This is a genomic window from Kitasatospora sp. NPDC088160 (genome assembly GCF_044741445.1).
In the GTDB taxonomy this organism is placed as follows: domain Bacteria; phylum Actinomycetota; class Actinomycetes; order Streptomycetales; family Streptomycetaceae; genus Kitasatospora.
Genome location: NZ_JBIUSS010000002.1, coordinates 422044 through 439307 on the forward strand (window position 1 = coordinate 422044; position 17264 = coordinate 439307).

Annotated in this window: 15 protein-coding genes; 6 read left to right on the plus strand and 9 right to left on the minus strand. The window is 71.8% G+C overall.

Annotated elements, in window-relative coordinates:
- Positions 1-37: 37 nt before the first annotated feature.
- The 3 genes from ACIOGZ_RS04425 to ACIOGZ_RS04435 all read right to left on the minus strand — a co-directional run bounded on the left by ACIOGZ_RS04425 (position 38) and on the right by ACIOGZ_RS04435 (position 2035).
- Entirely contained in the window at positions 38-250 is a 213-nt protein-coding gene (locus ACIOGZ_RS04425) for an MbtH family protein (RefSeq protein WP_363585184.1), read from the minus strand.
- 61 nt (positions 251-311) lie between these two features.
- Positions 312-440, minus strand: a complete 129-nt coding sequence (locus tag ACIOGZ_RS04430) for a hypothetical protein (RefSeq protein ID WP_363585182.1) — start codon at positions 438-440, stop codon at positions 312-314.
- A gap of 362 nt (positions 441-802) precedes the next feature.
- The gene (locus ACIOGZ_RS04435; protein ID WP_363585180.1) at positions 803-2035 is read right to left on the minus strand and encodes an IS256 family transposase; all 1233 of its coding nucleotides are present in this window, start codon (positions 2033-2035) and stop codon (positions 803-805) included.
- 337 nt (positions 2036-2372) lie between these two features.
- Between ACIOGZ_RS04435 and ACIOGZ_RS04440 the strand changes: the two genes are divergently transcribed.
- Complete coding sequence (locus tag ACIOGZ_RS04440) at positions 2373-3356, plus strand: helix-turn-helix transcriptional regulator (protein WP_363585178.1); 984 nt, start codon at positions 2373-2375, stop codon at positions 3354-3356.
- A 60-nt stretch (positions 3357-3416) separates the two neighbouring features.
- Here the strand turns inward: ACIOGZ_RS04440 and ACIOGZ_RS04445 are convergent, their stop codons facing one another.
- From ACIOGZ_RS04445 to ACIOGZ_RS04460, 4 genes are all read right to left on the minus strand, one after another.
- Positions 3417-5921 carry an ABC transporter permease gene (locus ACIOGZ_RS04445; protein ID WP_363585176.1) on the minus strand — a complete coding sequence of 835 codons (2505 nt, stop codon included), beginning with the start codon at positions 5919-5921 and terminating at the stop codon, positions 3417-3419.
- A gap of 56 nt (positions 5922-5977) precedes the next feature.
- The gene (locus tag ACIOGZ_RS04450; RefSeq protein ID WP_363585174.1) at positions 5978-6658 is read right to left on the minus strand and encodes an ABC transporter ATP-binding protein; all 681 of its coding nucleotides are present in this window, start codon (positions 6656-6658) and stop codon (positions 5978-5980) included.
- Positions 6659-6660: 2 nt separating this feature from the next.
- Positions 6661-7194, minus strand: coding sequence for a PadR family transcriptional regulator (locus ACIOGZ_RS04455; RefSeq protein ID WP_363374032.1), 534 nt, complete (start codon positions 7192-7194; stop codon positions 6661-6663).
- Positions 7195-7351: 157 nt separating this feature from the next.
- Entirely contained in the window at positions 7352-8071 is a 720-nt protein-coding gene (locus ACIOGZ_RS04460) for a ricin-type beta-trefoil lectin domain protein (RefSeq protein WP_400984871.1), read from the minus strand.
- A 404-nt stretch (positions 8072-8475) separates the two neighbouring features.
- Here ACIOGZ_RS04460 and ACIOGZ_RS04465 point away from each other — a divergent pair, with 404 nt between their 5' ends.
- From ACIOGZ_RS04465 to ACIOGZ_RS04475, 3 genes are all read left to right on the plus strand, one after another.
- The gene (locus ACIOGZ_RS04465) at positions 8476-8682 is read left to right on the plus strand and encodes a hypothetical protein (protein WP_363585172.1); all 207 of its coding nucleotides are present in this window, start codon (positions 8476-8478) and stop codon (positions 8680-8682) included.
- Between the two features lie 1489 nt (positions 8683-10171).
- The gene (locus ACIOGZ_RS04470; RefSeq protein WP_400984789.1) at positions 10172-10594 is read left to right on the plus strand and encodes a type VII secretion target; all 423 of its coding nucleotides are present in this window, start codon (positions 10172-10174) and stop codon (positions 10592-10594) included.
- A complete protein-coding gene (locus ACIOGZ_RS04475; RefSeq protein WP_400984792.1) occupies positions 10594-11874 on the plus strand; it encodes a hypothetical protein in 1281 nt (426 codons plus the stop codon). Before ACIOGZ_RS04470 ends, ACIOGZ_RS04475 begins: the two co-directional genes overlap by 1 nt.
- 53 nt (positions 11875-11927) lie before the next feature.
- On the opposite strand, the gene ACIOGZ_RS04480 is transcribed toward ACIOGZ_RS04475, so the two are convergent.
- Both ACIOGZ_RS04480 and ACIOGZ_RS04485 read right to left on the minus strand, forming a co-directional pair.
- Positions 11928-13370 (minus strand): M1 family metallopeptidase, encoded by a 1443-nt coding sequence (locus ACIOGZ_RS04480; protein WP_400810092.1) that lies wholly within the window; start codon positions 13368-13370, stop codon positions 11928-11930.
- A 23-nt stretch (positions 13371-13393) separates the two neighbouring features.
- The gene (locus ACIOGZ_RS04485) at positions 13394-14374 is read right to left on the minus strand and encodes a M20/M25/M40 family metallo-hydrolase (protein WP_400984795.1); all 981 of its coding nucleotides are present in this window, start codon (positions 14372-14374) and stop codon (positions 13394-13396) included.
- Positions 14375-14517: 143 nt separating this feature from the next.
- On the opposite strand from ACIOGZ_RS04485, the gene ACIOGZ_RS04490 reads away from it, so the two are divergent.
- Together ACIOGZ_RS04490 and ACIOGZ_RS04495 are read left to right on the plus strand one after the other, a co-directional pair.
- Positions 14518-15279 carry a response regulator transcription factor gene (locus ACIOGZ_RS04490; protein WP_363585162.1) on the plus strand — a complete coding sequence of 254 codons (762 nt, stop codon included), beginning with the start codon at positions 14518-14520 and terminating at the stop codon, positions 15277-15279.
- On the plus strand, positions 15269-17224 hold the full coding sequence (locus tag ACIOGZ_RS04495) for a sensor histidine kinase (protein ID WP_400984798.1): 1956 nt from the start codon (positions 15269-15271) through the stop codon (positions 17222-17224). The genes ACIOGZ_RS04490 and ACIOGZ_RS04495 overlap by 11 nt, the downstream gene beginning before the upstream one ends.
- The last annotated feature ends 40 nt before the right edge of the window (positions 17225-17264 follow it).

Here is a 17264-nt window from a genome sequence, read left to right on the forward strand (position 1 = left end):
GTTCTGGTGGTGCGGCTTCAGCGCTGGGCTGTCGCGGTCAGTGGCCGGACTGCTGGGCGAGCAGGCTCTTCGGCCGCAGGTCCTGCCAGTGCTGTTCGACGTAGTCGAGGCAGTCCTGCCGGCCGGCGGCGCCGAAGACCTGCTGCCAGCCGTCGGGCACCGGGCTGAAGACCGGCCACAGCGAGTGCTGGCCCTCGTCGTTCACCAGGACGAGGTAGCTGGCGTCGGGGTCCTCGAACGGGTTCGCCATCGTCGGTTTCCTCTTTGTTCGGAGAAATTTCGGGGAGGGGGGAATTACGCCGGAGCGCGGCTCACGGACCCCAGCCGGAGTCGGCGTTGGGCGCCGAGACGGGGGTGGCGGCGGCCAGGGGCGAGTACGGGTCGGCGCTGCTCTGGACGCCCAGTCCGGCGACCAGCAGAACGGCGAGAATCCCGAGCATATGGTGAATGCGAACGGCAAGATTCTTCATCGTTAATTCCTTTTTCCGAGGGGGCGGTCGGCCCTCTTCGCTCGGAAATTCATCCTGCCGAGGCTCAAACGGGGGTGGAAGCTCTGGCCATGATCGGGAACACGCATTGCGGGAACCGGAAGCTCGAACAGATCATGTCAAAAACAGACAGATCTGATCCAAAGAGTGCCTGGCACTGTCAGATCAGTGGTGGGAACAGGTCACTGGCGAGGGTTTCGGTCAACCGCCCGCCCGCCCGGCGCGTCGGCGAGGGCGGCCCCGGCCCCCGGAAGCCGCCGAAGCCGCCGCGGGGGCGGGGGTTACGGAGCGTCAGGACAATGGTTCACGGAGCGTCAGAAGTGGGAGCCCCGGCGCAGTTCCTCGCGGACGGCGGGCCAGTCACCGGTCCACGTCCGCCCCGCCGAGGCGGGTGACTCCAGGGCGATCGTCGCCAGGTAGGCGCGCTTGAGCGCGGCCCGCTCGTCCTGCACCCGGCCCGAGGCCTGCTCGATCCGGCGCAGCCGGGCGTGCAGCCGCTCCAGCGCGCCCCCGCCCGCGAGCAGGCGCCGCGCCTCGGGGCCGAAGCGGAAGCCGGCGGCGAGCAGCGGCCAGGCCGACCGCCACACCCGGAACACCTCGCGGTGGCCCGGACCCCACTCCCGCTCGGCCCGGGACAGCCGCGCCATCGCCGCCCGCTCGGTGGGCGCGGCACAGATCTCGCGCAGCGTCCGTGCGAGCGCACCCCAGTCCTCGCCGGGCGCGTGCCGCAGCGCGGCGGGCAGCAGGTGGGCCATCGAGCCGTGCACCAGGGTGCGCGGCCACCGCGCCGCCACCGCCTCGGCCAGGCCCCCGCCGGTGTCGCCGACCAGCACCCAGACCTCGCGCACCCCGCGCTCGGTGAGCTCGGCCAGCACCTGCGGCCAGTGCTCCCCGTCCGTGGCCGGCCACAGGCCCAGGACCTCGCGCCCGCCGTCGGCGGAGATCCCGAGCGCCAGGTGCACCAGCGGGCCGCCCGAGCGGCCGCTGCGCACCGCGTCGAGGAAGACCACCGGGTAGACGGGGTCGAGCGGGCACCGGCGCCGCTCGTCGAGCTCGTCGAGCACCTGGTCGGTGATGGCGGAGACGGTCTCCCGGCTGAGCTCCACGCCGTACACCTCGGCCAGGTGCGCCACCAGCTCGCCGGAGCTGAGGCCGCGCGCGGTGAGCGAGATGACCAGTCGGTCGAGGCCGGGCAGCCGGCGGGCCCGGGGGCGGACGGCCCGGGGGGTGAAGCTGCCCTGGCGGTCCCGGGGCACCCGCACCTCGACCGGGCCGACCTCGGTGAGCAGCCGTCTGGCCCGGGCACCGTTGCGGACGTTGGCGCCGGGTTCGGCCCCACGCAGGTGCTCCTGGAGTTCGAGCTCCAGGGCGTGCTCGATCAGCTGCTTGGCGAGCGTCTGGAACAGCCCGCCGTCGCCCAGCAGCCGGATCGCGCCGGAGCCGACCTGCTCGGCGGCGGCCTCCGCCAACTGCCGTACCAGCCGCTGGTCCACCAGCTCGGCCAGGTCCACGGGCGGGACCGCCGGGCCGGGATCAGCTCGCAACAAGGGGTGCCCTCCGTCTGTCGGCCGTTCGTCCGCCGGCCGTCCGCCCCGGCCGCCCTGACGGGGCGACAGTCACGAGACGGCGGCCGTCCGCCTGTCACCGCGGCCGGGTGCGCTCGGGTCCGCCACTGCCGCGGTCGGCTTCCCCGCCTCCGGGCGCGCTCGGCTTCGCCGTCGACCGCTGATTTCCGCGCCACTTGGGCGTACACTCACGGCAGTCAGAGCCCGGGGGGACGGCTTCCGAACGACAGGTGATTTCCATCCTGCCATTTCAGATGCCTTGCGGTGGCCGGTACGGGCATTCGTGAAACCGCAATGCCGAAGCCGGAAGGATGCCCAGATGTGTCTATCCCAGGACAACAGCGCGGGAATGGGGACACCGCAGCTCTGTGACCGAGGGATCGAGTTCTACCGGGTGGCGCTGGCCGAGGGCTGCGCCACCGGAGACGCCCCCGAGTGCCTGCTCGCGATGGGCCTGCTGCGCTCCGTACCCGGCTCCGGCGAGCGACTGACCCCCGTCCCGCCCGACATCGCGGCCACCGGCCTGACCCGGCCGATCGAACTCGCCGTGCTGGGCCACCAGGAGCGGCTCGCCGAACTGCGCACCGCCTTCACCGCCGCCGACCGCGCCTACCAGGACGTCATGCGCCGGGCCCAGCTGCCGGTCCGCCTCCTGACGGGCGAGGAGATCAACCCCGCGCTGGAGAAGGCCGTCGTCGCCTGCACCGAGGAACTGCGCACCGCCCAGCCCGGCGGCGGCCGCAGCCCCGAGCACCTCGCGGACGCCCTCCCGCGCGACCTCGCCCTCGCCGGGCGCGGCGTGCGCCAGCGCACCCTCTACCAGCACACCGTGCGCTCGCACGGCCCGACGCTCGCCTACATCGAGCAGGTCACGGCCCAGGGCGCCCGGATACGCACCCTGAACGAGGTGTTCGACCGGGTGATCATCTGCGACCGCTCCACGGCCTTCGTCCCGGCCGCGGCCGACCGCGAGGCCGCCGCGATGCTCATCCAGTTCCCACCGCTGGTCGAGTACCTGCTCAAGATCTACGAGTTGATGTGGGAACGCGCCGAGCCGGTCACCTACCTGGAGGGCCGGCACCGCCCCCAGCTGCTCACCGACCGCACCCGCCAGAACGTCCTGCGCCTGATGGTCAACGGCTACACCGACGAGGCCATCGCCTCCCGCCTCGGCATGAGCACCCGTACGGTCTCCAGCCACATCCAGAAGGCCAGCGAACTCCTCGGCAGCCGCAGCCGCGGCCACCTCGGCTACATCATTGCCCGCGAGGGCGTCCTGGACGAACCCCTCGACGACCTGTGACCGGCACCGGCACCGGGGGCCGTCGCCGTCGCTCGGCGGGACGGCCCCCGGCGGCCGGTGCTACTCGTAGCGCAGTTCGGCCGGCCGCATCAGGCGCAGGAGCTGCGGCAGGCCGAGCGCGGTCGTGAGGAGGACGGCGCCGGCGGCGATCGCGGACATGGCCAGCATGGAGCCCCAGTCGAGGGCGAAGGGCAGGCCCGCCGTGTACTGGAGGACGGCTCCCATCAGCAGGCCGCCGACGGCGGCCTGCAGCATGCCCAGGGCCATCGGGACGAGGGTCTGCCACAGCACCGACAGGCCCAGGATCCGGCGGCGGGTGCCGACGGCGCTCAGCACGCCGAGGATGCGGCGCTGCTCCCGGAAGCGCTCCAGCTGGCCGACCAGCAGGCTGAGGGAGACCAGCAGCAGGGTGACGGCGGAGCCGGCGGTGAGCAGGCGTTTGACGGCGAGGTAGGTCGGGTCGAGGGTGCGGTCGAGCGGGGACCCGGCGACGCCCTGCGGGTCGATCGCCATGACGTCGGTGGCGAGTTGCTCCTTCGGGTCCGGCAACCCGGGGGCCATCGCGACCAGGACGGTCGCGGGCTGGCCGCGCAGTGCGGCGGCCGGGGCGGCGCCCGGGGTGAGGAGCAGCAGGCCGGAGCCGATCCGCCCGTTGGGGTCGGAGCCCTCGACGGGCTCGACGGTGGCCGTCACGGCGGGCAGCGGCCAGGACGGCGGCTCGCCGTCACCGCGGAAGAAGGCGGCGTGGACGGTCGTGCCGGGCTTGGTTGCGGCGGCGGCGTCCGCGCCGGTGTTCGGACCGGTGTTCGGGCCGGTGTTCGTGCCGACGTCCGTGCCCGCGCTCGCGCCGCCGCTCGTGCCGACGTCCGTGCCGGCGTCCGGTCGGGTGGTCCGGCCCTGGACGGCGAAGGCGTCACCGTCCTTGCAGTCGGGCAGGGTCGCGAAGCCGCGCAGCACGGCGCAGTCGGCGATCCGGACGGCGGGCAGGTCCCAGAGCTTGGCGGTGGGGGTCTCCAGGGCGAACTCGGTGTAGGCGGCGGTGGCCCGCACCCCGGGAGAGCGCGCCAGCGAGTCGGCGAGCCGGTCGGCCTGCGGGCCGCCGCCGGGGAAGGACACCGACTGCTGGTACGGCCCGACCGCGGCGCGGGGGCCGGGGCGGTCCTCGTAGCTCGCGCTGACACCGAGGAAGAGCGTCTGCAGGGCGATCGCCCCGGCGACGGCGACGACCACGCCGCTGACCGCGGCCGAGGCGGGGCCCGAGCTCAACTGGAGCCTTCGGATGGCGAGTTGCCAGGACACACCGCCGCCGGAGCGCCGGGTGGCGGCCTCCACCAGCCAGGGCAGCAGGGTGCAGACGCCCACCAGCATCAGCAGCACGCCGAACGCGACCAGCAGCGAACCACGCGTGTCCTGAACGGAGTTGAAGACGGCGGTGCGCCCCATCCCGGACGGGTTGTACTGCGTGGGCAGTGCCAGCGCGAGCGCCGTCAGGGCGAGGCCGGCCAGCGGCAGCGCCAGCCGCCATCCGATCCGGCGCCGGCCGGGGCCGGACCGGCGGACCACGCCGAGCGGGTCGACGGTGACCCGGCGCATCGCCAGCAGGCTCACGCCGATGCCGAGGAGCGGCACGACCACGGCGATCGCGGCGGCGATGGCGGGGTGCGGCGCGATGTCCTCGGGGTAGAAGCTGAAGCCCGCGAGCCGCAGGTGGCCGGTCAGCCGCCGGCCGAGCAGGAACAGCGCCGCGCCCGCGACCAGGCCCAGCACCGCGCCGACCAGGGACTCCCCGGCGGCGAGCCGGGCGGTCATCCGGCGGTCCGCGCCGACCAGGCGCAGCGCGGCGAGCCTGCGGTCGCGCCGTTCGCCGCCGAAGCGGGCGGCGGCGGCGAGGAAGACGCCGACCGGGGCGAGCATCACGGTCAGGCCGACCGCGTTGAGCAGGATCAGCCGGGGGTCCATCGGCTTGGGCGGAGAGAAGTGGCCGTACGAGGTGATGCGGGAGGCTCCGGCGTCCCGCGAGAGCCGGTCGCTGCCGAGCAGGTAGCCGGCCTGGCCGGGGCCGAGCAGGCCGTCCGGGCCGATGCCGCCGACCACCGGGTAGGGGAGGCGGTCGCGCAGCAGCTGGTTGGCCGGGTCCTTCAGGAGCTCGGCCAGGGCGGGCGAGACGACCATCCGCCCCGGCGGCGGGTACGCGGCCACTCCGGGCGGGAGCGCCGCGTCCGGGCCCTCGGGCTGGACGACCCGTCCGCGGATAGCGGTGCCCCGGAAGGTGGTGTCGGCGGTGGCGATGAGGACCGTCCGGTCGCCGGGCGTGGGCAGGTCCTCGTCGCGGAAGGTGTCGTTCTGCACGTACAGGCGCTCGTTGCGGTGCTGGACGATGCCGGGGAAGGAGGCGGTGAACAGCAGCAGCGCCACCCCCAGGCCGACGCCGCAGGCGGTGAGCAGCAGGCGCCCCCAGCCGTCCCGTCCGTTGGTGAGGGCCAGGCGCACGCCGAGGCCGAGCTGGTCCAGGAACGGCGAGCGGACCCGGTCGGCGGCGGGGTCGCTCGTGGCGGGGCTGCTCACGCTGGGGCTACTGGTGTCGGGGCCGCTCACGCCGGGGCCGTTCGTGGTGGAACTGCTCATATCGCGCCCGCCAGGTCGCGGGTGCGGCCGTCGCGGACGACGATCTCGCGGTCGGCGTAGGCGGCGACCCTGACCTCGTGGGTGACCAGGACGACGGCGGCGCCGCTCTCCCGGGCGGCCTGGGTGAGCAGCTTCATCACCCGCTCGCCGTTGAGGGAGTCGAGCGCGCCGGTCGGCTCGTCGGCGAAGACCGCCTTGGGCCCGGTGATCAGGGCCCGGGCGGCGCCGACCCGCTGCCCCTGGCCGCCGGAGACCTCGCCGGGGCGCTTGGCGGCCACGTCGTCGACCTCCAGGCGCTCCAGCCATTCGCGGGCCCGGGCCTCGGCGGCCCGGCGGCGCAGTCCGTTGAGGCGCAGCGGGAGCGCGACGTTCTCCAGGCAGGAGAGTTCCGGGACGAGCTGGCCGAACTGGAACAGGAAGCCGAACTCGGTGCGCCGCAGGGCGCTCAGCTCGGCGTCGGAACAGGCGGTGAGGTCGCGATCCCGGTAGCGGAGGCGGCCGCTGTCGGGTCGGGTGATCCCGGCGAGGCAGTGCAGCAGGGTGGACTTGCCGGAGCCCGACGGGCCCATCACGGCGACGAGTTCGCCGGCCGCGACGGTGAGCGAGGCCCCGCCGAGCGCCGGGGTGAGCCCGAAGTTCTTGTGCAGGTCGTGGGCGGCGAGCAGGGGTTCGGACATGGTCAACGCTGGGACTCCGTGATGCGGGCGGCGAGTTCGTCCAGGCGGGCGGCGGTGAGCTCCAGCCAGCGCAGGTCGGCTTCCAGGTGGAACAGGGCGTGGTCGCAGATCAGCTGGTCGGTGAGGTCGCCGGTGAGCTTGCGGCGGGTCAGCTCCCGCATCTCCTTGAGGTGTTCGGCCCGCTGCGCGTCCAGGACGTCGGCGCCGGAGCGGCCGGTCAGGAGGGCGAGCACGACCTTCTGGTAGAGCGTGCTCTGCAGGTACGGCTGCGGGCTCTCCGGGTGCGCGAGCCAGTTGGCGAGGTCGGTGACCCCGGCGTCGGTGATCGCGTACCGCTTGCGCTCCGGGCCGTCGCCGGCCTCGACGCCGTCGACCACCACCAGCCCGTTCTTCAGCAGCCGGGAGAGCGTCGCGTACACCTGCCCGTAGTGCAGGCCGCGGTCGCGCCCGAAGTGCTCGTCATGGAGGCGTTTGATGTCGTATCCGTGGCGGGGCTGGGTCTCCAGCAGGCCGAGGAACAGCTGTCCGAGTGACATGCTCCGGGACTATACAGGCCATGTATACACACAGGTGTATAGCGGGCCCCCTCGGGTCCGGCCGCCGGCGCCGACACGGCCGCGGCCTCCCCGAGCAGGACTCGGGGAGGCCGGAGCGGTTCGGTGCCCGGGTCAGTTCAGACCGTGGGCCCGGCGGTCAGGACGCCTGGGCGCGCACCAGCCAACGCTGGTTGGCATTGGCGGTGCAGGACCAGACCCCGAGCGCGGTGCCGTTCGCGTCGGCCCAACCGGGCAGTTCGAGGCACTTGTCGGAGATCGGGTTGTAGAGCGTGCCGTCGTAGCGACGGACCCAGGTCTGCGCGTCATCGGCGGCGCAGGTCTGGAAGGACACCTTGGTGCCGTTGCCGGCCGGCTTGTCGTTGGTGGTGATGCACCGGTCGGTGCCGGAGACCTTGAACTTGGTGTCGGTGGTCAGGGTGAAGTGCTGGGCGTTGCCGTTGTAGCAGTTGTAGAAGGCGACCGCCGTGCCGACGGAACCGCCCCAACTGTCGATGCACCTGCCGGGGTTGTAGGCGCTCTGGATCTGGACGCTGGAGCCGGCCGTGGCGAGCGAGTTGGCCTGCTGGTCGGTGAACGCGTACGGGTAGATCCGGACGTCGCTGACCGCGCCGTTCACGCGGCCGTCAGGCCCGGGGTACCGGGCGGTGGTCTCCCCGCCGATGTTCAGACTGCCGTTGGCCTTCCAGCCCGCAGGGACCTTCGCGCTTCCGGCCGCTCGGCCGTTGACGTACAGCGTCGCGGTCTGGGTGTCCGAGTTGAACGTCCCGGCGAGGTGGGTCCAGACGCCGATCTGGGGTTGCTCGGAGTCGACGGCCGCGTAGTACGTGGTGGGGCGGAGCTGGTCCGACGAGGGCAGGCGGGGGGCCCACCTTTGACTCGATCAAGCCGTCGAGAAACCCCTTCAAATTCAAGGGCGGGGAGTACTTTGGTGCCTCGGCGGGATGGAACACCGCCAAGAATAGCGACAACGCTCATACGATCGGGTCGGTGACCGCCGCCAGCGGACTCGTCGGCGGGGCATACAGCTATGCAAGAAATTCTAACGGTGAGTCATTCCATCAACTTGGTTGGGCGGTGGGGGGAGGTGTTGCAATTCAGGGCCCGCCGTTGATCGGATTCAAATACGACTTCAATACGCGGAGGGGGAGTACTTTCACTGTGGAGCAGGGTGGCTAGGGTCCGGGTGAGTCGATGGATTGTCAGTTCTGACTGGTCGGTGCTACCGTATGCTGTCCTTGTCCTGCGAGATCAGGAGCGTTGATGGTTGTTCTTGGCATGCTAATCCCGGTCGTCCTGGGATTGGCTATGGTCACGAATTTTCGTGGGATTCGTGACTTCTTCGCGTTGTCCGAAAGTGGGGAAACCAAGAAGTCGGCCCCGGTGATCTTATTGTTCATCAGCTGGTTCTTTATTCTGGTTCCTGGGGCTGCTGTTCTCGACATGGCCATCACGGCAATCCTGCATTGACTTGTTCGAGTGCGAAATGGGTCGCGCCTGCCGCTCGTTGTGGTGGGCGCGGCCTCGTGCTGTTGGCCTCCGGGTGCAGCCGAATTCCCGGCGAGTACTCCCCGAGGCTGATGATCTGGCCGTCGGCGACGAGCTGGATGACAGTGGACAAGCTCAAGCAGAAGGAAATCCCCAACCTGTCGAAAAAACAGGGACGTCGATGGGTCGATCGCGTTCCACCATGTGGTGTGGCAAGCAGTGCTCACGTACCAGTTCGGAGCCGATGCGGCGGGTAATGGGCGGATGCCTGCGCACGGTTCCGAGGAGAATCGGGAGGGCCGCATCGCCGATCTGGTGAACAACGTGAAGGGGTGAGCGATCGGTGAAGTATGAAACGGGGCGGGGGTGATCGGGATGCGGAGGTCGAGTCGGGTGCGTACCCATGGAAGGCTGCCTGTTCTGACCATCTGTGTGGCATTGGCTCTGCCGCTGGCAGCTTCGTGCGGTGGCGAAGGAGCCTTTGCCGGCTGTCATCGGGTCCTGGGACACAACCGCCGCTTCGATCCGGTTCCTGGAGGGCGGCAAGCTCGGCGAGGCATGTCTGCTCCCCGCGCCGCCATGTGTCGTGGAGAGTTTCTGTTACTCGACGAGGCGATCACTATCCCGATCTAGAGGTGGTTCAGTATCGTCGAGGAGAGCGTCCCCACGTGATTGCCAGGGATGAGATGGGACAATTTCAGGGAGATCCTGGTCTGCTTGCAGTTCCGTTTGCGTCATCCCTCTTCTCGCCTTCGGGCCGTACCTACCAGAATGGCGGGTGTGTATCAGGGTGCCGATTAACAGATTTAATCGAGTCGGCCGATGGTTCAGTCGGGCGCTGCTGAGATATCTTGCGGTGTGCGTGGCTCCCGTGTGCGTTTTTATGCTCGTTCTTTCAGCATTTGCGCCCGGCGGGCATGACGCCAATGGATTCTCTCGAGCCGACTCCCTGGATAGCCTCAAGCTGCTGGCGCTCATCTCGCTCACGATAACTGTCCCCACACTGTTCTTTCTCTTCCTGGTCTCTTTTCGGGCGGCCAGGGGGAGGAATGTTCGGGGGGTGGCTGCCGTGTTGTTTGCCCTGCCCCCACTGCTCTATCTCCTTGCGGGTGCTTGGCCCTTCCTGCTGATGAGCGCACTCGGTGTGATATACGCAATGGTAGTGATGCCCGCGCCTGCGCCTGGATCCTGATTTTGCGACATCCGGGTCCCCGGGCGCGTGATGCGCATCGGGGGCCCAGATGTTTGTTCTGGGCACTTACGGTAACTTTCCGTTCAATCCTGGTGGGGCTCATCGAGTAATTGCTCGGCGAGCCCGCCACGAGTGGGGGAGCATGGGCGACGCGGGGTCCGGGGGTGTCAGGGGGGCGTCAGGAGTGGGGCGGTGATCGTTGGGATGTCGTCAAGAGGGGGTGGGGCTGGGGGTGGGATCGGGTGAGGTGGGTGGGTGCCGACTCCTCCGTTGCCTGATGTGCCTGGTCCCACTGGTGGTTACCGCAATGCGCCTACCGGGGTGCCGCCGTACGGCGGGCCGGCGGTGCCGCAGCTGCCGACTCTGGACGGGACGCTGGTGGTCGACTTCGCGCTGGTCGGCAAGGCCGGGGCGGATGCGGGCAAGGCGGCCGAGGGCATGGCTGCCGCCTGGACGGCGCTCAGCTCGGCAGCCCTGTCCGGCGCGGCGCCCTGGGGGGATGATCCGGCGCTCGGGCAGGGCTTCGACCAGGTCTTCGCCCAGCCGCGGGACGATCTGCTGAAGGCGGTGCAGGCGCTGCCGGACACCTTGCGCAAGCTGGCCGATGCCCTCGGCACCACTCGCAGCACGTTCGAGAGGGCCGACGAGCACGCCACGGAACTCGCCTGGACGTTCCCGGTGCCCGGTAGCGGCGGCGCGTGATGGCGGTCGACGCCCCCAACGCCTCGCTGCCGGACGGGTTGCAGAACCTGCTGATGATCCTGGTGGGGAACAAGTGGCCCACGGGGAACGAGAGTGCGCTGCGGGCCGAGGCGGATGCCTGGACCGAGGCGGCGAAGTCGATCCGTGCCTGTGTCCTGGACCTGGCGGACGCCAAGTCCCAGCTCGACCAGGGTCTGAGCGGTGCCACCAGGGACGCGTTCGACGCCTATCTGGCCAGGCTCGCCGTCGCCGACGACGCCGCGCTGCCGCTCATCGCCCAGTGCTGCGACGCCGCCGCCGACGCGCTGCACAACCTGGCGAACCAGATCGAGACCCTGCGCATCGAGATCATCGGTGCGCTGGTGGTCCTGGCGGTTCAACTGGCCATCGACGCCGTGATGTTCCTCTTCGGCGGGGCCGAGGCGGCGCCCGTGGAGATCGCCTTCACCAGGGCCCTGGTGTGGGCCTTCCTGCGCAAGGCGCTGATCAGCGCGGTGACCCGGGTCGCCGAGTCGGTGCTGGCCCAGGTGGGCTTCGACCTGCTGGCCCAGGTGATCGAGCTGGGCCAGGGCCACCGCACGTCGATCGACGGCGGTGAGCTGGGCACGGCCGCCATCAACGGGGCGGTGGGCGGCGCGGTCGGTGTCGGTGCCGGGTGGCTCGGCAAGGGTCTGGGCAAGGGCCTGGGAAAGGGGCTCGGGAAGGGCTTCACCTCGCTGACCGGCAAGGAGGCCGGCGCGTTCGCCAAGGGCGCGGCCGGGTTGGTCTGGAACACCGGCTACGGGGCGCTGACCGGGATGGCCGAAGGCGCGGCGCAGGACGCGGTGTTCGGGCTGTCGGGTGACTACGTCTCCGGCGCGGCCAACGGCGCGTTCGCCGGGGCGTGGGGGTGGCGGCACGGGGCGATGAACCCCGGGAACAAGTTCTCCATCTCGCCGGGCGACCACATCGAGGGCTGGCTGAACGGCAGGCTGGAGGGCCCGCGCCCACCGCGCGGCGGTACGACGGGGGGCGGCACGACGGGGGACGGTACGCCAGGGGGCGGCCCGTCGGAGATCGAGCTCGTCCCGGTGGGGGACCTGCCCCATGAGCTGCCGCCGCTGCCGCCGCAGGACACGGACCTCTCGGGCCTGTTCCACGAGATGGGCCACTTCCCGGCCCCCGTCGGCGACTTCAGATCGACGCACGGCGGCACCCCGGCTCCACAGCGCCCGCAGCCGCGGACTGTCTCCGACGCCATCCTGGAGGAGCTCAATCCGGGCGTGCACCAGCCCTCCTGATGGAGCGTCAGGAGGGCTGGCGTCGGCGCGGGGGAGGGGGCTGGGGGGGGGTGTTACTGGCTGCCCGCCGGGGCGAGGGGGGCCAGGGTGCCGGGGTAGAGGTACTCCTTCGCGGGGAGTGTGGTGCCGTGGGCCCAGGCGTCGAAGAAGCCCTTGAGGTCCTTGCCCGAGACCTTGGCGGCGAGGGTCTCGAACTGGGGGAAGGAGGCGTTGCCGTAGGCGTGGTCCGCGGTCCAGCGCTTGAGGGTGGCGAAGAACGCGTCGTCGCCGACGGTGCGCCGCAGGGCGTGCATCATCAGGGAGCCCTTGAAGTAGAGGGCCGAGGCCAGTTCCTGGCCCTGCCCGGGGTCGTACAGCTTGGTGGACCAGAACTCCGGCTTGTTCCGGTTCTCCTCGACGGTGGGGGTGTAGAAGCCGGTGTCGAGGTTGCTGCCCTGGTGCTCGTCCCACAGCTGGTTGGCGTACTGGGCGACGCATTCGGCGATGCAGCCGTCGCGCCAGTCGGTGAACGAGACGCTGTCGCCGAACCACTGGTGGGTGATCTCGTGGACGGCCGCAGAGTCCCAGAAGTAGTTGGTGTAGGTGGGCCGGCTCTGGGTCTCCAGGTCCGGCGCGCCGGTGCCCGTTTCCTTGGTCCAGCTGCGGACGATGGCGCCCGCGGAGGAGAACGGGTACGGGCCGAACTTGGAGGCCAGGAAGGCGATGATCTCCGGCTGCTGGGCCTCGGTCGCCTTGGCCATGTCGTCGATCGGCACGTCCGGGCCGTAGGCCGTGATGACCGGCGTCCCGTCGGGCAGCGCCGAGCGGTGGACGGTGAACTTGTCGATGGCGACGGTGCTGAGGTAGGTCGCCATCGGCTTGTCCTCGCGCCAGCGGAAGGTCGTCGAGCCGTCCTTGCTGGTGGTCTGGCCGGGCCGGCCGTTGCCGATGGCGGTCCAGCCGTCGGGGACGGTCGCGGCGAGCGAGAAGGTGGCCTTGTCGGACGGGTGGTCGTTGGACGGGAACCAGGAGGTCGCCGAGTGCGGCTCGCCCATCGCGTTGACGCCGCCGGACACCAGCTGGTGCCAGCCCTCGGGGTCGGGCTTGCCCGCGTACACCACCCGCACCGCGAAGGTGGCGCCGCCGGCCACCCGGCGGGCGGGCACGATGTCCAGCTTGTGCGTGCCGGAGCGGGAGAACGACTTGGCCGGGGTGCCGTTCACGGTGACGGAGGCGACCTGGAAGCCCTTGAGGTCCAGGGAGAGGCGGTCGAGCGACTGCAGGGCCCGGGCGGTGACGGTCGTGTCGCCGTTCAACTGGTCGGGGTGAGCCGGGTCGTAGGCGATCCGGACGTCGTAGTTCGCCACGTCGTAGCCGACGTTGCCGTCCTCGGGGAAGTACGGGTCCCCGATCCCGGTCGCTCCCGCGGGGGCGGCGGTCAGGGCGACTCCGAGGGCGGTGGCGGCGGCCACCAGGGTGACGGCCTTGCGGCGGTGGCGACTCGGCGGTGTGCGCATCTGTGGCTCCTGGGGACGGGCGGTCAGGACCGGGGGGCGGCGGGGACGGTGGCCGGGGCGGTGGTGGCCGGAACGGCGGGGGCGGCGGGCTTGGCGGCTGCGGGCTTGGCGGTGGCGAACTGCCACACCACGCCGATCATGGCGTTGGTGCTGGTCGCCTGCGTCGCGGGGTCGACGTTGGCGAGGTTGTCGCACGCGCTGTGGAGGCAGTCCGAGACGCCGCTGCTGAAGCCGGACGACGGGATGCCCGCGTCCCCGAACGGCTGGCTGTCGGAGCTGTCCAGCGGGATGTCGAAGGTGGCCAGGCCCCGGTCGGTGAACCACTTCTCGAAGGCCTGGAAGGCCGCGGTCTCGTTGTTCTTCGCGTCCTTCACCAGGAGGTACTGCTGGAGGTTCTTGCTGCCCGCCTGGTCGAGGTTGAGGTACAGGTCGATGGCCTTGCGGTCGCCGGCGGACAGGTTCTTGACGTAGTCCGCCGAGCCGACCATCCCCAGCTCCTCCGCCCCCCACCAGGCGAAGCGCAGGTGCCGCTCGGGCTTCAGCTTGGCCTTGGCCACCTGGAGGGCGGTGGTCAGGACGGCCGCCGAGCCGGAGCCGTTGTCGTTGATCCCCGGGCCCATCGGGACGCTGTCCAGGTGGGCGCCGGTGAGCAGCACGTGGTCGGGGTCGCCGCCCTGCCAGTCGGCGATCAGGTTGTAGCCGTCCTTGCCGTCGTGGGAGAAGCGGCGCAGCTGCGTCTGGAAGCCGGCCCGGTCCAGCGCGTGCTTCACGTACGCCACCGACTCCGCGTACCCCTTGGTGCCGTGCGCGCGGTTGCCGCCGTTGCGGTCCGCGATCCGCTGCAGGGCCTGGAGGTGCGGCATCACCTCGGCCGCCTCGACGGTGGGCGCGGCCGGGGCGGGCTTGTGCTCGGCGGCCGTGGCCGCGGCGGCGGGGACGGTGGACAGCAGCAGGGCGGTCCCGATGACGTGGGCGGCGAGGGACACCAGGCGGCGGGAGGGCATCACACGGGAGCCTTTCGGAGGCGGGGCCGGGGGGCTTCCCCCGGCGGACTCCGTCCACCCTGGTCCGTCGATGTCAGGAACTTGTCGAGAGGCTGTCGGGAACCGGTAGGGGTGCTTCCGGAGGGCGACTTACGATCATCCTCATGTGCGCACATGTCGTGGTCGCCGAGGACGATCCCAAGCAGGCCGACCTGGCCCGCCTGTACCTGGAGCGGGAAGGGCATCGCGTGGTCGTCGTCCACGACGGCCGGGCCGCGCTGGAGCAGGCCCGGCGCGGCCCGGCGGACCTCCTGGTCCTCGACGTGATGATGCCCGTCATGGACGGGCTCGACGTCTGCCGTGCCCTGCGTGCCGAATCCGCCCTGCCGGTGCTGATGCTGACGGCCCGCACCGCCGAGGAGGACCTGCTGCTCGGCCTCGACCTCGGCGCCGACGACTACCTCACCAAGCCGTACAGCCCGCGCGAGCTCGTGGCCCGGGTCCGGGCCCTGCTGCGCCGCGGGTCCCGGCCGCTGACCCCGGGTGCTCCCGCGCCGCCGGCCGCGCCCACCCTGTCGCCGACCGCGCCGCCCGCCGCCGCGCCCCCGGCCGTACTGACCGCCGGGGCCCTCACCGTCGACCCCCTGCGCCACGAGGTCACCGCCGACGGACGGCCCGTCAGCTGCACGCCCGGCGAGTTCCGGCTGCTCCAGGTGCTGGCCGCCCAGCCCGGCCGGGTCTTCACCCGGGCCCAGCTGCTGGAGCACCTGCACGGCATCGACCGGTACATCACCACCCGGACCGTCGACACCCACGTGATGAACCTGCGCCGCAAGATCGAGCCCCAACCGCGCCGCCCCACCCGCCTGCTGACGGTCTACGGCATCGGCTACAAGCTCGCGGAGGGGCCGCGCGGTGCGTCGTGACGCCCCGCCGCGCCGCAGCCTGCTGATCCGGCTGCTCGCCCTCTCCGCCCTGGTCTCGCTCTGTTCGATCGCCGCGACGGCCTGGCTGACCGCCCGCACCACGACGGGCGCGATCAGGCAGGAGCAGCGCCAGGTCCTCGCGGACCAGGCCCGGATCTACCACGAACTGCTCGGCTACGCCGCGACCCACCCCGACTGGACGGGTGCGGAGAGCACCGTGCGGCGGCTCGCCGCCGACACCGGGCAGCGCATCCTGCTGACCACTCCGCGCTTCGAGCCGGTCGTCGACTCCGCGGCCACCGCACCCGGGTCACCGGCCGCCACCTCCGGGACCCCCGCCACCGCCCCCGGGTCACCGCCCCCGGCCGCCACGCCGTCGGCACCGCCCCCGGGCGCCGCCGACCGGACGGTGCTGCCCCGGACGCCCACCACCACGGTCGACCCGCTCTCCGTCGACCTCGCCATGCTGCCCGACGCCCCGGCCGACCGGATCGACGCCCGTGCCGTGGGCCCGTTCCGGCTGACGACCGCCGAGCGCGCGGCCATGGAGGAGGCCGCGCGGAACCGGGCCGGCTGCCTGCGGTCGGAACTGGGCGTCGAGGCGACCGTCACCGACGACGCCGCCGGCCGCCCCGTGGTGAGCGTCCCCGGCGGCCGGCCGCTCGGCGTGCGCTGCGCGCCCCCGCTGGTGCTGGACGCCCCGACCCGCACCGAGAGCGCCGCCCTCGCCGACCTCACCGCGCTCGTCAACGCCTGCCTGGAGCGCCAGCAGATCCGGCCCGTGACGCTGTCCCTGGGGTTGCAGTGGGCCCCGGCCCGCGACCGGGAGCAGGAGCAGGTGATCTCCGCCTGCCTCGCCAACTCCCGCCGGCAGCAGCTCGTCCGGTACGTGGCGCCGCCCGTGCTGCTGTTCGTCGGCGCGCCCGCCGGCGCGGCGGACCAGGCCCCCGTGCTGTCCGCCCCGCACCGCGGGCGGGTCGCCGAGGTCGCCGCGCTGGTGCTGGCGGTCACCGTGGCGATCACCACGATCGTCGGCCTGCGGCTCTCCCGGCCGCTGAACGCGCTCACCCGCGCCGCCCGGCGGATGACCGACGGGGACCTCTCCGCCCGGGTGACCGCGACCGGTCGCGACGAGATCGCCGGACTCGCCGCCGCCTTCAACGCCATGGCGCAGCGCCGCGAACAGCTGGAGGAGATGCGCCGGGCGATGGTCGGCGACATCGCGCACGAGCTGCGCACCCCGCTCAGCAACATCCGCGGCTGGCTGGAGGCCGTCGAGGACGGCGTCGTCACCGCCGACGGCGCCTTGACGAGTTCGCTGCTGGAGGAGGCCCTGCAACTCCAGCACCTGGTCGACGACCTGCGGGACCTCGCCGCCGCCGACGCCGGTGAACTGGCCCTGCACCGCGAGCCCGTGGACGTCGAGGACCTGTTGGCCCAGGTCGCCACCGCGCACGGCGCCCGGGCGCAGGCGTCGGGCGTGGCCCTGGTCGTCGAGGCGGTCGCGGACCGGACGGGGCCCGAGACGGCCGGCGCCCCGGCCGGGTACGAGATGGCCGGGTGCGAGGTGTTTGCCGACCCGGTGCGCCTGCGCCAGCTGGTGGGCAACCTGGTCGCCAACGCCGTCCGGCACACCCCGGCGGGCGGCACGGTCACCCTGCGGACCCGGACGGAGCCCGACGCCCTGCTCATCGAGGTCGCCGACACCGGCGGCGGCATCGCCGAGGCGGACCTGCCGTTGGTGTTCGAGCGCTTCTGGCGGGCCGACAAGTCCCGCAACCGGCAGAGCGGCGGCAGCGGTCTGGGCCTCGCCATCGTCCGCAAGCTCGCCGAGCTCCACGGCGGCGGCGTCCACGCGGCCAGCAGCCCCGGCGCGGGCTCGGTGTTCACCGTGCGCCTTCCCGCCCCGGCGCCCGCCGGGTACGGGGGTGGAGCGGGCCGATAGCTAAATCATCGACATATGTTTGCCATTGATCTATGCTCAC